This window comes from Tenacibaculum sp. DPLXC6, assembly GCF_056815515.1.
Genome location: NZ_CP141806.1, coordinates 1,264,339 through 1,280,562, shown reverse-complemented (window position 1 = coordinate 1,280,562; position 16,224 = coordinate 1,264,339). Strand labels below are relative to the sequence as shown.

Here is a 16,224-nt window from a genome sequence, read left to right as displayed (position 1 = left end):
AGATATATTCAGATGTTCAGAACATTCAGACTGGTTAAACGGCATGTTACCTTTTTAAACTTCAAAGTACTTATTTCTTATGATTCTTAAACTCACTATATTTTAAAAATATGAGAGACAAATACTATTTTATATAAAACCAATTCCATAAATTTGAAATGAAGGCAAACTTTAATTTTTATTAAACTTAATATGCTAAAAGAACTTTTAAAATTAAAAGGGGTAAAACAAAAATGGCTCGCTAACAAAATTGGTGTTAGTGAAGTAACCGTAAGCAATTGGGTAAAAGAGAAGTCAATTCCAAGTGATAAAAATTATCAAAAAATTAGTGAAGCTTTAAATATTCCTCTAAAAGATTTAATGAATTAATGGTGGTGGAAAAAAAATATAAATTCTCTTTTACAGCAGCGTCTTTAAGAACTAAAGATTTAGTGACAGTCGTTTTATCGGAAACCTCAAATAATACTCATGATCTTGAATTAACTTTAGGCAATGGGAAATCTGCAACCGGTAAACGGTTATTATTAGAACTAAACAATTGGATAAGTACATTAACCAAACATCAAATAAATGTGCTGCAAAATGGCAGTTTTAAATCACAAAACGAAATTGCCTTTTTAGCAGTATGTAAATACTTTGACTTTATACGTGATTTCGTAATAGAAGTCATAAGAGAAAAATATATAGTTTTTGATTATGAACTTACCGATGGCGATTATCTTTCTTTCTTTAGAAGAAAAGCAGAGTTTCATCCAGAAATGGAGAATTTAACCGAGATAACACAAAAGAAAATTAAACAAGTAACCTTTAAAATGTTGGAACAAGCTGGTATTATTAATAATGTGAAGTCTAGAATCATTCAACCTCAATTGTTAGAGTCAGATACGAAAAAAGCAATAGTAAAAGATAATCCAGAATTATTAAAAGTGTTTCTGTATTCAGATATAGACATACAAAGATTACAAGAAGCCTATGAATAGCCTAAATAAAAAATTTGAACACTTATATAGTGTTATTTCATCCTCTAATTTTCTAAATAAGGAATCTTTAGGTGGCGAAATACCTTTCTTTATTGCAGCTTACGAGGCTGAACAAGAATTGGACTGCAGAGAAGAAATAAAACTACTAAAAAGAAAACTAGAAAATTCTGGTATAGAAATATTAGAATTAAACTTATATGACCTTACATGCGAAATCCTTGAAGCAAAAGGCGGTATGGAGCGCATGTTTAAAATTGAAAAAGCAAAAAGTAAAGACAAGTTTTTAAGAGCCTTACAATCGTCTTTAAACATCCATCAAGTATTAATGCCTTTAATTAAAGAGAAAATCGATGCGAGTAATGCCAAAGTATATTTCTTAACTGGTATTGGTTTGGTGTTTCCTTTTATACGGTCTCACAACGTATTAAATAATTTACAAAACATTGCAAAAGAAGCACCAACTGTCGCTTTTTTTCCAGGTGAATATAATGGGCATTCGTTAAATCTGTTTGGCAAACTAAAAGACGACAATTACTACAGAGCATTTAATATTTTTAAAATAGAAGCAAAAATATGATCAAAGATTTTTTTGAAAAAGACATAAATAGACCTATCGAAACGGTTATCAAAGCAGATGATCGAGACCATATAGCAACAGAAGTTACCGAATACGTTATTACAGACGAAATTGCTAAAAAAATAAGAGATTTTTTTCAAGCTTACAATGATTATGCTGGTGCCAATGGTGTTTGGATTTCTGGTTTCTTCGGTAGTGGTAAATCACATTTATTAAAAATGATTTCCTATGTACTAGAAAACAAACAATACGATGGATATCATTCTGGCGAATTGTTTGCTGAAAAGGTAGACGACGATGCCATGTTAAAAGCCGATATTTTAAACGCAACACGTATTCCGTCAGAGTCTGTACTATTCAACATAGATCAACAAGCACAAATTACCAGTAAAGAAGATGCCAATGCTATTCTTGCTGTATTTTATAAAGTATTCTATGACCATTTGGGCTATTACGGATTTCAACCGCATGTAGCAGAGTTTGAAATGTGGTTAGATAGCAAAGGTAAATACGAAGCATTTAAAACAGAGTATGAAAAAGTAAACGGTATTACTTGGGAAGTAGATCGATTAGAATATTTTGTTGTTGAGGTGAAAGATATTTTGGCAACAATTTTTAATGAAAGTCCTGATAAATATGAAAACATCCTTGATGAATTAGAAGACAGGAACAAACAGTCTATTGAAGATTTTTGTAATCGTGTAAAAAGCTACATTGACACGAAACCCAAAGGCTTCCGTTTAAATTTCTTTGTAGATGAAGTTGGCCAGTATATAAGTGACAACACAAAGCTCATGCTAAACTTGCAAACCATCGCAGAAACTTTAGCAACCAAAACTAAAGGAAACTCTTGGATATTAGTGACCTCGCAAGAAGATATGGAAACGGTTGTTGGTGATATGAACAAAAGCCAGCAAAACGACTTTTCGCGTATCCAAGCACGTTTTAAAATAAAAATACCATTAACCTCTGCCAATGTTGATGAGGTGATAGAAAAACGATTGCTTCACAAAAAAGATACCTATCAAAAGCAATTAGAAAACGCGCATAAAACCAATGCGGCTCATTTACAATCGCTCTTGTCTTTTTCAGAAGCTGGTGTGCAGTTTAAAGGTTTTAAAAGCGATAAGGATTTCGCAAATAAATTTCCCTTTGCACCGTATCAATTCGATTTGTTTCAACAATGTCGTATTGCTTTATCCAACCACAATGCTTTTCAAGGAAAACATGCTTCCGTAGGAGAGCGTTCTATGCTTGGTGTGTTTCAGCAAGTTATTCAAGCCATAGAAAAGAGAGATGAAAACGCTTTAGTAAGTTTCGACTTAATGTTTCAAGGGATTCGTAACGAATTACGTGGAGACATTCAACAATCGTTACAATTAGGAGAGCGACAACTAAACGATCCATTCGAAATTAAAGTTTTAAAAACACTCTTTTTAGTAAAATACTTCAATAGTTTTAAAACCACCAAACGCAATATTTCGGTGTTATTGATAGATGATATCAATGTCGATTTAAAAGCCCACGAAGAAAAAATTGAAAAAGCACTAACCGTTTTAGAAAACCAAAGTTATGTGCAACGTAATGGCGACATCTATGAGTTTCTAACCGATGATGAAAAGGATATTGAAGAAGAAATTAAAAATACAGAGATTGATGATCAGGCAGTAACCACCTTACTAAAGGAAATTCTGTTTGATGAGATTATCAAAGACAATCGTATTACATACCTAAACAACAAACAAGCTTATGATTTTACTAGTAAAATAAACGGAACCATATTAGGCCGTGAAAAAGAACTGGAAATTGAAATCATAACAGACGATTTCGAAAACAACGAAACCTATATCCAATCACAAACTATGGGTAGTACTGCTATGAAATTGTTGTTGTCACCCAGTCCAACCTTTATGCGAGATATACGCATGTACATAAAAACGGCAAAGTACGAAAGGCAAAATCGAGGTAACAGTACCAGTCCTCAAGTAGCACGTATTTTACAGGAAAAATCCATTCAGAACGTCACACGTAAAAAGAACTTAATCACATTGGCCAACAAAGCATTGGCAGAATCTAATGCTTTTGTAAATGGTAGCAAATTAGAAGCGTCTTCTACAGCCGATGGTAAAACCAAAGTCATTAACGTATTTCAAAATTTAGTGGCTGCCGTATATCCTAATTTACGCATGCTTAAAGGCGTGGCGTTTACAGAAGATACCATTAAAACAACCATACATACCAAACAAGACGATTTATTTTCTGGTGACGATGCCACCATGTCCGAAGCTGAAACAGAAATATTAAGCCTCATCAACAGGCGTAAAAAACAAAGCGACCGCACATCGTTAAACGATGTAAAAAATGAGTTTATAAAAAAACCGTATGGTTGGTACCCTAATGTGGTGTGGACTACCATTGCTAAATTGTACAAACGTGGTAAAATAGAATTAACACAAAATGCCAATTTATTAGAAAATGATGAGGTGTTAAATGCCCTATTAAACAGCTCAAACCATGGCAATACTTTATTAGAACCACAAGCAACCTTTAATGATGCGACTGTAAAAAAATTAAAAGACATCTATAAAGATGCGTTTGATGAAAGCTGCACCTTCCGCGAAGCAAAAGATGTTGCGACTGCATTCAAAGAAAAACTAAAGGACATGTCTATACAAGTCAATCAACTATTAGCTAGTAAACGAGATTATCCATTTTTAGGCAGTTTAGAAACCTTTGCAGACCAATTGACAAAGTGGTCTAAAAAGGAGTACGCCTATTTCTTAATTAATACTAACGATTTTGAAGATGTTTTACTAGATACTAAAGAAGATTTGCTAGATCCTATCAAGAGATTTATGAATGGTGAGCAACGTAATATTTACGATCAGGTTAAAAAATTGCTCGATGGTAACACGGCTAATTTCGATTACATTCAAGGCGATGAACTAGATATTTTAAAAACTCTTTTAACGAGTAACACACCTTATAAAGGCAATGGCGTACAGTTAGCTAAAGCAGCCAAAGACCAATTAGCAACTAAAGTATTAACGCTAATTGAGGAAGAAAAAGAAAAGGCTACAAAAAAGGCAGAAGACTTAATTACAGATATTACTTCACGTAAAGAATACAAGGCGTTAGAGACTACACAACAACAGCAAACCATTACAGGTTTAGAGCAACGTAAAAAAGCCTTAAAAGACGAGCGATTTATCGCTAACATCCGCCAAAGTTACAATCAGTTATCCGAGTTGCATACAGCCGCCTTAAACCTCATGGCGACTTATTTAGCGAAACCTCAAGAAGATGGTAAGGCAGCAGAACCTACTACAAAATACATTCGTAGATCTAACGTACATATCGATTTTGATAAAAAAGAACTGCATACCGAAGCCGATGTGTTAGCCTATATAGAAGCCGTAAAAGAAGCCTATTTAAAAAGAATAAAAGACAATATTAGGATAACACTATAATCAATCAACGAAACCGCTTTCAATGGAAAAAAAAACATTATCAAATATTTTAGAGGGAAAAATACTCAAAATACCAGACTATCAAAGAGGTTATGCTTGGGAAGAACAACAATGGAAAGACTTTGTTCAAGATATAGATGCTTTAATTGATGATAAAATTGTAAATCATTATACAGGCACCATTGTTATTTATCAACCTAAAGAAAAGCCTACAGAATATTATGGAATTGATAGACTGGAACTAGTTGATGTTGTAGATGGCCAACAAAGATTAACAACGTCAAGTCTTTATTTATCTATTATATTGAAAGAATTAATAAAGCAAGGAGAAAAAGATTATGACACTAAATTACCACTTTTGTTTTCAGGAACTAAAAGTCGTCTTATTTTAAATAACGATACTTCAGATTTCTTTTTTGACCTTATCTCAAAAGGTACAACAAACGTTGCTGCAATAACGGTACATCAAAAAAGACTTTTAGAGGCTCACAATTACCTTAAATCACATATTCAACAGCAATTAGATTCAAAAGGAACTGAAGGCGTTACTTATCTAAAAGATGTATTTGATGCTATTATACGCAAACTTAATTTTTCGTTTTATCCTATTGAAGTTGAGAGTGAAATTGGGATGACATTTGAACTAATGAATTCCAGAGGGAAAGGACTTTCAGCATTAGAATTATTAAAAAACTACCTGATGCATTGGGTATATAGAAATATCACTCAAGAAAACGAAAAAGAGGATGTTACCAATACGATTAATAAATCTTGGAAAGAAGTATATACCAATATTGCAAAATGTAACGGTAGCGAAAATCAATGTTTAAGAATAGCGTGGACATTATATCATTCGCACACACCAAAAAACTGGAAGGGTTATAAAGGCTTTAAGGACAATGATGTTATTCCGTTAAGAGACTTTTCAATAAAAACTAAAGAAGATACCCAACAGTTTATAAACCAGTTCACTTCTGGATTAGCAGAAATCTCAATGCATTATGCTTGTATTATTAATCCTTCAGAAACCTCTCAAATAACAGATGAGTATAAATGGTTAACTAAAATTAAAAATGCGGGTAACATAGCAAATTTTTTACCACTTATGGTAGCTACTCGTTTAGGTGTTGTTGCAGATGAAATTACTCATGACAAATATATTAACTTACTAAAAGCATTAGAACTATTTTCGTATCGCGTGTTTTTATGGCAAGGGAAACGTAGTAATGCAGGACTCTCTAAATTTTACAGATGGGCAGATGATATCTTTTCTAAAAAGCATGATATTGAAGCAGTAACTGAATGGATTCTAGGTACCATCAATTGGTATTCTAATGAAAATAGCTTTAGAAAAGAACTTAAAGAAGATTTTTACGATTGGTATCATTGGAGACGATTATTACGATATACATTGTATGAATACGAACTGGATTTACTCACAGAAGAGGGAAAAGGCGCTAAACCTAAACTAGCTTGGGATGATTTAACCGATGCTACTTTTGAGCATATTTTACCACAAACACCAAAAGAGGAATCAATATGGAAACAACAATGGACAGATGAAGATATTGAAACCTATCTACACGACATCTCAAACATTGTCTTAACCAAAGACAATTCTCATTATTTAAATTTCGAGTTTTCCAGAAAGAAGGGAGAAGCAGGAATAGGACATTGCTATGCCAATTCAGACATACGACAAGAACGTAAAATTGCAGAGTTTGCAGATTGGACACCAGAAAGCTGTAAACAAAGAAAAGATACACTTAATAAATGGATTATAGATAGATGGGGAATAGACCAACATTATAAAGTACCTAAAGAGATAGAAGATATTGAAGAGGAAGAAGAAATCTTAGAAACTGTTTAGCCATTACCATCAATTTAAAGAACGTATTAATGAATACAAACCAACTAAAACGCTTCGCACAAGCAGCACGCTTAAAACTATTGGACCAAATTGGTGCCAAATTAGAAAAGGTACTCACTACCGACTCGGCAGAGTTACGCGAAAAAGCCAACCAAATAAAGCAGTTGCAAGAAGCCATTAATAAAAGTAATAAGCAACAGGTTATAGATACGGTTGCTTACACCTGGTTTAACCGTTTGGTAGCCTTACGGTTTATGGATGTTAACGGTTACGAACCCATAGGCATAAAAGTCGTATCACCAGCCACTAATGCCACCTTGCCAGAGTTGTTGCAAGAAGCCAAAGCAGGAAACATACCGCAAGAGTTACCCGTAAACCACCAACGCATTTACCAAATTTTAGATGGCACCATACCCAGTACCAATGCCCAAAACGAAGCTTATAGAGAGTTATTGGTTGGTGCTTGTAACCATTTACACACCGTATTTCCGTTTTTGTTTGAACGTATTAACGATTACTCGGAGCTGCTCTTACCAGACGACCTCATCTCTAGTTTTTCTATTATAGAAGACATCAAACAAGGTATGCTGCCAGAAGACTGCCAAGAAGTAGAAATTTTGGGCTGGTTGTATCAGTTTTATATTTCGGCGTTAAATGAAAAATTAATTAGCTCTAAAAAGAAATATGCCAAAAATGAATTAGCACCTGCTTCACAACTATTTACACCTAAATGGATTGTGCAGTATATGGTAGATAATACCTTGGGGCAAATTTGGTCAGAAATACGACCAGATTCTAAAGTCATGGAATCGTTGGAGTTTTACATTAAACCCACCTATACCGATAAATTAAACAAGCGCGACACTAAAAGTATTGAAGACATTAAGTTCTTTGAACCTTGTGTGGGTTCTGGGCATATTTTGTCATATGCGTTTGATGTGTTTTATAAAATCTATGAAGAAGAAGGCTATAATCCTTCTGAAATCCCAACACTCATTATCACTAAAAATTTATATGGTGTAGATATAGACCAACGTGCAGCACAAATAGCATCTTTTGTGTTGTTAATGAAAGGACGCCAAAAACAACGTCGTTTTTTACGTACCGTTGCAAAAGACCATATAGAACCCAATATTTCCTACTACCAAGATTTTGAGTTCGATAACAAATTTAAAAATGCCACAGCTTTAGGCTCGTTAATACAAGTAGACCCAAAAGAAGTCACCGATTTTAAAATAGATAACAACTCACTATTTGCCGAACGCCAAAAAGAAGTATTTAAACTTTATAAATTATTAGGGCAACGTTACGATTGTGTGGTAACCAACCCACCATACATAAGTTCGTCACGTATGGAAGGTAGTTTAAAACAATTTGTTGAAGCCAATTATCCTGAAACCAAATCTGACTTGTTTGCAACCTTTATATTACGTTGTTTAGAGTTGTGCGATGGCGATGGCTTAACGGGTTATATGACCCCATTTGTTTGGATGTTTAATCCAAGTTATACGGAATTAAGAAAAGAAATAATAAATGATTATTACATAAATAATTTAATTCAATTAGAATACTCTGGTTTTGATGGTGCTACGGTACCTATTTGTACATTTACCCTAAGACGTTTAACTATAGATAATGCCAAAGGGAGTTACATACGCTTAAGTGATTTTAAAGGATCTGCAAACCAAGCACCTAAAACTTTAGAAGCTATTCGAAATACCAACTGTGGATGGTTTTACAATAAAAATCAAAATGATTTCAAGAAAATACCAGATTGTAAAATTGGTTATTGGGCAACAGATAAATTACTAGAGATTTTTGAAAAGGAAGATTTATTAAAAAACCATTGCCTTCCAAAGAAGGGAATGGATACAGGAAGAAATGATAGGTTTTTAAAATTTTGGCATGAAATAAAAAATGAAGCATTAGGTTTACAAGGGTATATAGAAAATAAAAAATGGTACCCTTATAACAAAGGCGGTTCGTTTAGAAGGTGGTATGGAAACCAAGATTATGTAATTAACTGGTCTAATCTAGGTGAGGAAGTAAAACTATTCCCAGGCTCAAATATAAGAGCTGAAAAATATTATTTTAAAGAAGGGTTAACTTGGACTAGAATCAGTTCGGCTTTTTTTGCAGTTAGATATTCACCGAGAGGATTTATTTTTGATGCAGCTGGTTCTTCTATATTTAATGACAGTGAAAAATCTTCACTTGAAATAATTCTAGGTTTTTTAAATTCAAAAGTAGCTACTTCAATACTTAAGATTTTTAATCCTACTTTGACATTTAACATTGGTGATATTTCAAATTTGCCAATAGTGCAACAACGAAATTTAATTTCCTATGTTAAAGGTTCTATTGAAGTTTCTAATAAAGAGTGGAACACTAAAGAACTTTCATGGGATTTCCAACAAAACGAACTCATCCGTATCAATGGTCAAGATATAGAAGAAGCCTATGATAGTTATTGTCACTATTGGCAAAACAAGTTTATGGAGCTACATAAAAACGAGGAAGCCCTTAACAAACAGTTTATAGACATTTACGGCTTACAAGACGAGCTTACCCCAGACGTACCGTTAGAAGACATTACCATTTTAAAAGAAGAAACCAGCATAGTCAACAACCAATTGGTGTTTAATGCCAAAGAGGTGTTGCAACAGTTTGTAAGTTATGCGGTAGGTTGTATGTTTGGGCGTTACAGCCTAGACCAACCTGGTCTCATCCTCGCCAACCAAGGCGAAACTTTAGAAGATTACCTTAAAGCTGTCACACTGAGCGCAGTCGAAGTGTCTTTTTTACCAGATGATGATAATATTATTCCCATCCTAGACAACGAGTGGTTTGAAGACGACATTGTAGGTCGTTTTTACGAGTTTTTAAAAGTCACTTTTGGTAAACCCAACTTCGAGAAAAACCTAGCGTTTGTGGAGGAATGTTTGGGTAAAGACATCCGTAAATACTTTTTAAAAGACTTTTATACAGACCATGTAAAACGCTATAAAAAACGCCCCATTTATTGGATGTTCTCATCGCCTTCTGGTGCGTTTAATGTACTCATTTACATGCACCGTTACACACCAGACACGCTCAACCAAATACTTAACGGTTACCTAAAAGACTACCGCGAAAAACTAACGGCAGAGTTAGACCGGCAAGCGCATATTAAAAATGTAGGTACCGCCAGAGAGCAAACCCTAGCCGCCAAAGAAGAAGACCGCATACACAAAGTATTGCTAGAATTACAAGAATACGAACGCGAACTTTACAAACTAGCCACAGAACGCATCAGCATCGATTTAGATGATGGCGTATTGGTTAACTACAACAAGTTTGGTAAGATTATTAAAGAAGTAAAAGGTCTTAACGACAAAAAAGCCAAAGACAAAGTGAGAAAATTTGATTGGATTGATGTAACGGAAATAAGGTAACGATTTAAAAAAGATACAATGAGTATAGCAAAAAGCGCATCAGAAACAATTGCAAAAGCAAAAGAGAAATTAAAAAAGGAGGTCTCGGATATTGAAAATCGTACCGATTTAACGGATCAGCAAAAAGTAGATCAAATTGTTAAAGTATTTAGTACATTCTGTGCAGCTATAGCAGTACAACCAATTCCATTTGCAGATATTTTTGTATTAACGCCTATACAAGGGTATATGGGCAAAAAAATTGCTGATATTAGAGGGTTTCCACTTTCTGAAGCGAAGGCTACTGAAATTTTTAAAGAATTAGCAGGTTTAGTAGGTCTTGGTTTTTTAGCGCAACAATTGGCAATTGGAGCCTATAAAACAGTATTACCTTTTTTAGGAGCTATAACAACGATTCCTTTAGTGTTTGGATTAACCTTTGGAATGGGTAGAGTAATGGATTATTATTTTGTTAAAAAATCTAAAGGTGAAAAAATAGATAAAGAAGCATTGCAAAAAATATTTAAACAAGCGAGACAAGAAGGAAAGCAAAAAGCTAAAGAAAATAAAGAGGAAATCAATAAGAAAAAAAATGAATTGTAATGAATAGTGTTCAATACATAAAAAAAAATATTGATAATACCTTAATACTTTCTGGTCTAGCCAAACTCGCTTTTGGTGATATAAATAGTTTAAATGAAAATGAACAATTAGTACTACAATCGCTTAAACGTGCAGTGCCCGATTTACAAGACAAAAACCTAGATGAAATTCAAGATTATTTGCAAGCTTTAGACGAAAATCAATTAGTAGGTTTAGCAAATAATGTTAAAGGTATATTGCACGAAATTCAGTTTGTTAAAATTGAAAATGAAGACGGAGATGATATTACAGCAGCCTTATTTACAGATACAAATCATCAAGATACTGATGTTATATTAACAAATGAAACAACAGGGGAAACAATTGAAGTACAATTAAAAGCAACAGATAGTGAATCTTACGTAAACGACTGGATATCTAATCACGATGAAGGTGAAATTTTGGTGACAGAAGAACTTGCCGAAAAAATGAATTTAGAATCTACTGAAATATCTAATGATGAAATTACAGCGGATGTTAATGAGTTTATAGACAAATTAATAAATTTAGATCATGATAATTCCCTTTGGGATTTAATGCCAGAGTTACCAGCAGTTTCAATTGCAATTGCAGGTTATGTTTTATTTTTAGAATATAAAAAGGGAGCTATTTCTTGGTCAACTTTTAAAGTAAAATTTATAAAACTAACATGAGTTAAAATAGCAAAATTTACATTAATAGCAGCACTAATGATGGTACCTGTTGTTAATGTAGTTGTAGGCTCAACGCTTTTGTTTAGTGTGTTGTACAATACAGGAAGTTATTTAAATAAAAAGATTAGTTAAACTATGGATCAGCTAGATATGTTTTCAAAAGAACCTGCTTATGGCGAACCTGTAAAAATAAATAATGGGGAATACATTTATATTCCTAATTTTTACGATAAAGCCACTGCAGATAAATATTTAAACCGTTTAATAAGCGATATTAAATGGAAACAAGAGTCTATGAAAATGTATGGAAAAGAAATTCCTTTTCCACGCTTAACAGCATGGTATGGTGATAATGATAAACCTTATAGTTTTTCGGGCATTACATTACAACCACATCCTTGGAGTCCAGGTTTAGCTAAAATAAAAGCAGATATAGAACCTAAAGCTGGTGTTGTATTTAATAGTGTGTTATTAAATCGTTATCGCGATGGCAACGATTCCATTTCATGGCATACCGATGCCGAAAAGGAACTAGGCGAAAACCCAGTAATTGCATCCGTAAATTTTGGTGCAGAACGCAAGTTTCAATTAAAACATAAAGACACCAACGAGCGTATAGATATTTTGTTAAAACACGGTAGTTTACTTATTATGCAAGGCGAATTGCAGCATTTCTGGAAACACCAGATACCAAAAAGCAAAACCATAACACAAGAGCGTGTTAATTTAACTTTTAGAGTGATAAAATAATGTGGAAAAAAGTAGACATACAAAATGATGATGGCGATTTAGTGAGTGCGCAAGCACCAGTCATTATTTCGGCAAGTCGCTCATCCGATATTCCAACCTTTTATGCCGATTGGTTTATAGAACGTTGGAAAAAAGGTTACGTAAAATGGATGAATCCGTTTAACGGTGTAACTTCGTATGTCGCTTTTAAAAACACAAGATGTGTGGTGTTTTGGACAAAGAACCCAAAACCTATGATAAAACATTTAGATTTTTTAGAGGAACACGTTAAAAATTACTATTTCCAGTTTTCGTTGAACGATTACGACAAAGAAGGTTTTGAAGGGAAAGTACCAAGATTAGAAAGTAGAATAAAAACCTTTAAAGCACTTTCAGAACATATCGGGAAAGAGCGTGTGGTTTGGCGTTTCGATCCACTAATATTAACCCAAAACATTACCGTTGATGAATTATTGAGCAGGGTAAAAAATATTGGCGATCAACTAAAAGACCATACCAAAAAATTAGTATTCAGTTTTGCAGATATTGCTATTTATAAAAAAGTAGCCCATAACCTGAATAAAGAAAATATCAATCATATAGAATTCACAGAAGCCACCATGCATCAATTTGCAAAAGGCCTTCAAGAATTAAATAAAAACTGGAATCTAGAAATAGCAACCTGTGCCGAAAAAATACCATTAGAGCAGTATGGCGTAAAACACAATAAATGTGTTGACGACGACTTAATGATTGAACTATTTAGCGACGATGAGGTATTAATGGATTTTTTAGGGGTTAAATTTGAAGAAGCGACCTTGTTTGAACCTTCAAATAAAGTGCAAAAAACAAAAGTGCTTAAAGACAAAGGGCAACGCGAAGCTTGTGGTTGTATTATGAGTAAAGATATTGGACAATACAATACCTGTCCGCATGAGTGTGTGTATTGCTATGCAAATACCTCTAAAGAGTTAGCATTAAAAAATTACAAAAAACATAAAGAAAACCAATTTGCAGATACCATAGTTGGTAATTAAAAGGATTAAATATGGCATATTATTTTAGACTTCCGGTATTAACAGACTTAACCATAGAGCAACAAGCGGTTTTAAACGAACCTAATGCTATTGCCGTTTCTGGTGGTCCTGGTACAGGAAAAAGTGTAGTCTCGTTGTGGCGTCACATTCAAAACCATGGTATGGGCAGAAGACATAGTTTGCTATTAACCTACACCGTGTCTTTAGAAAGCTATTTGGCGTCATCTGCTAGCTCTGAAAATCCTGCAGCTGGTTCCAATGTAAATAGAACGTATTGGTGGACAACCAATGAAGCTACAGACGAATACGACGAAATAATTATTGATGAAGCCCAAGATGTAAGCAGATACCGTTACGAGCAAATAGATAGTTTAACCAATATGGTCTCTTACACTGCAGATGATAACCAAATATTATATCCAAATAGAGCCACTACAGAGGCACAATTACAAGAGCTCTTTAATAACCCTAGATTCACTTTACATGCAAATTATAGAAACACTAATGAAGTGGTACGTTTTGTACGGTCATTATTCCCACAAACTATAATTTCAAACGGTCAGTCTAATGGTCCAAAACCGCAATTAATTTGTAGTGACGGCATTAATGGCAACCAAACACAAATTATTAAAGATGTTATCGATACATTTCAAAGTAACACACATAATATCGCAGTTTTAGTACCATTAGAAGGTCATGTGCGTTATTGGCATAGTGAATTACAAAACAGTGGTTATACATGCAGTATGTATGTAAATACAGAAGAAGAAATGAATACTATAGAAAATATTCACGTAACCACTTATAAGTCTTGTAAAGGACTCGAGTTTGATACCGTTATAATACCTAATTTTAATAAATACCAGGATTTTATTAATGGTTTACATGTGGTTACAGAAAATGACTACTATGTAGTATTTACAAGAACGAGAAGAAATTTAATCTTAATAGATCACAGACCAACTGTAAACGGTAATTCGAGCATTCCTTTTATTCAAAATCAAATACGTGATGGTATTGTTGAGGTAGATAAAAGTTATTTAAGAACTGCAGCACCAACCAGAAGAATAATAGAAGACGATGACGATCTTCCTTTTTAAAAAATAAAAAATGGAAAACAAGTATTATATACATATAAATACCAATACACTACCTCATTATTTAGTAGATGGTATTATGCGTCCGGCAAACTTGATAAAAAATAGAGAACATGATTTCCAGAGTAATAGTGGTAATCAAATTATTTTATCCTTAAAAAAATGGAATAAGAAGAGTGATTGTTCTATTGAAATAGTTCTAAACAATAATGAAGACAAAGCTTTAGAACAAATGTCAACAGACTTTTTTTTATGTCATACAGCGATACCAATATCTCGTATAAAAGCGATCTATTTTGAAGACAAGGAAAAAGCCGATACGGTAATCTGGAATATTAACAGTACTGTAGCATTTGTGCCTAAATGGGCAATAAACTATACAGATAAAGAAAGGTCTGATATAGCAGAAGAGTTTCCGTTTACACATAACGCTAAAAAGGATCAAACTAAAGAATTAGAAGTTATGCTAAAACGCTTTGATCGTTTATTAGGTGGTTTGGCATTTCTAAAAGTTAGTGCGGCTATTAATTCTAAAAATCAGATAAATTTTTCCGAAAGTTACCTCTCAACATTAGCATATTTTAACAAGAGAATTGCATCAGACATTCAAAAGAATAATAGTACCGTAGATGATCGGTTCCATGATATTTTTAAAGGTGATTCAAGGATTTTTAATTACCTAGCAAAGCAAATTAACATGCCTCTAATTGAGGACGTATCTAAACAGGAAGGCATTCAATTAAAGTCTAAATTTGGAGTTATAGATTTAAATAACCTACCTAAAAATTCTCTAACCTTTAAATTAGCCATTTTAGATTCTTTTGGTAAAGACAGTTCTAAAAGTGTAGAAGACTTAATTAATAGCTTGCTTTCAAATCTTGATGAAGATATAAGTGAAGAAATAGCTTTGATTTATGGGTTGTATGTTGGATATGACACATTGAGGAATTATTATAAAATTAACAATGAGAAAATACAGGTGAAATTTGATTTAAACTCAAAAATAGATTTTTACACAATTGAGTCTATATATCAATACGCATTTCATAACAAAACAATTAGTAATGATTTCGAATATTTGAGTGTTAATTTTCTCTCAAGTCAAGCTATATCTAAAAGAAACCCGAAATATAAGTATATAAAGGTTTTAAGCGATTACTATCCTTACAAAAAAGTGGATTATAAACTTCAAAAAACTAACATTATTGATGCCTTAATAAAAGAAGTTTCAAAATGGTTTCCAACTGAATTATTTACTATAGATAATAATAAGTTGTCAGATAAGTTAAACACACTTATAAATCCTAAACTAAATAGTTTAATCGAAAATGTTAGGTCAGACAGCGAAGCACTTTATCAAATAAAGGACGATGAAAAATTTAGCACCCCAACAGTCATAACTGATGAGGTAAAGGATGAAACCAAATCGAAAGAAATAGTTTTAAGTACAAATGTTGTTGAACCTGTTAAAGAAAAAAGCAGAACAAATGAAGAACACAAAGAAGAGCCTATAAATGACAAGCCTGATTTATTTAGTGGTACAAATACCAAAAATTCAGAAGTTGAAATTAACTCAAATTTAAATGAAGAATCCAAATCAAAAAATAGAGTTTATAATGCTGATGAGTTAAGTAAAAGAAGCTTTACCATAGAAAAATTGAAAAAGTTAGCAAATGAGTTAAATATAGAAATACCTAAAAATATTACTCTAAAAAAAGAAATCATTCAATACATACTTTCAAACCAAGAGTAATTA

At 33.1% G+C, this 16,224-nt stretch carries 12 protein-coding genes; all 12 read left to right on the top strand.

Features of this window, described 5'->3' with window-relative positions; all coding sequences use genetic code 11:
- Positions 1–192: 192 nt before the first annotated feature.
- The 12 genes from VCM48_RS05655 (at position 193) to VCM48_RS05600 (ending at position 16,221) form a co-directional block, all read left to right on the top strand.
- Positions 193–369, top strand: a complete 177-nt coding sequence (locus VCM48_RS05655) for a helix-turn-helix domain-containing protein (RefSeq protein ID WP_476236966.1) — start codon at positions 193–195, stop codon at positions 367–369.
- Positions 369–980, top strand: a complete 612-nt coding sequence (locus VCM48_RS05650; protein WP_482271943.1) for a BrxA family protein — start codon at positions 369–371, stop codon at positions 978–980. The genes VCM48_RS05655 and VCM48_RS05650 overlap by 1 nt, the downstream gene beginning before the upstream one ends.
- Entirely contained in the window at positions 973–1,557 is a 585-nt protein-coding gene (locus VCM48_RS05645; protein ID WP_286853575.1) for a DUF1788 domain-containing protein, read from the top strand. Before VCM48_RS05650 ends, VCM48_RS05645 begins: the two co-directional genes overlap by 8 nt.
- Complete coding sequence (brxC, locus tag VCM48_RS05640) at positions 1,554–5,027, top strand: BREX system P-loop protein BrxC (RefSeq protein ID WP_482271942.1); 3,474 nt, start codon at positions 1,554–1,556, stop codon at positions 5,025–5,027. The genes VCM48_RS05645 and brxC overlap by 4 nt, the downstream gene beginning before the upstream one ends.
- A 22-nt stretch (positions 5,028–5,049) precedes the next feature.
- A complete protein-coding gene (locus VCM48_RS05635) occupies positions 5,050–6,897 on the top strand; it encodes a DUF262 domain-containing protein (RefSeq protein WP_482271941.1) in 1,848 nt (615 codons plus the stop codon).
- A gap of 29 nt (positions 6,898–6,926) precedes the next feature.
- The gene (gene pglX / locus VCM48_RS05630; protein ID WP_482271940.1) at positions 6,927–10,331 is read left to right on the top strand and encodes a BREX-1 system adenine-specific DNA-methyltransferase PglX; all 3,405 of its coding nucleotides are present in this window, start codon (positions 6,927–6,929) and stop codon (positions 10,329–10,331) included.
- Between the two features lie 18 nt (positions 10,332–10,349).
- Positions 10,350–10,913, top strand: a complete 564-nt coding sequence (locus VCM48_RS05625) for a YcjF family protein (protein ID WP_482271939.1) — start codon at positions 10,350–10,352, stop codon at positions 10,911–10,913.
- Positions 10,913–11,605: a hypothetical protein gene (locus VCM48_RS05620; protein ID WP_482271938.1), complete on the top strand. Its 693-nt coding sequence runs from the start codon at positions 10,913–10,915 to the stop codon at positions 11,603–11,605. The genes VCM48_RS05625 and VCM48_RS05620 overlap by 1 nt, the downstream gene beginning before the upstream one ends.
- Before the next feature lie 135 nt (positions 11,606–11,740).
- Positions 11,741–12,355 (top strand): alpha-ketoglutarate-dependent dioxygenase AlkB family protein, encoded by a 615-nt coding sequence (locus VCM48_RS05615; protein ID WP_482271937.1) that lies wholly within the window; start codon positions 11,741–11,743, stop codon positions 12,353–12,355.
- Positions 12,355–13,371: a DUF1848 domain-containing protein gene (locus VCM48_RS05610; RefSeq protein ID WP_482271936.1), complete on the top strand. Its 1,017-nt coding sequence runs from the start codon at positions 12,355–12,357 to the stop codon at positions 13,369–13,371. The genes VCM48_RS05615 and VCM48_RS05610 overlap by 1 nt, the downstream gene beginning before the upstream one ends.
- Positions 13,372–13,382: 11 nt before the next feature.
- Positions 13,383–14,471 carry a DNA/RNA helicase domain-containing protein gene (locus VCM48_RS05605; RefSeq protein WP_482271935.1) on the top strand — a complete coding sequence of 363 codons (1,089 nt, stop codon included), beginning with the start codon at positions 13,383–13,385 and terminating at the stop codon, positions 14,469–14,471.
- Between the two features lie 10 nt (positions 14,472–14,481).
- Positions 14,482–16,221, top strand: a complete 1,740-nt coding sequence (locus tag VCM48_RS05600; RefSeq protein WP_482271934.1) for a hypothetical protein — start codon at positions 14,482–14,484, stop codon at positions 16,219–16,221.
- The last annotated feature ends 3 nt before the right edge of the window (positions 16,222–16,224 follow it).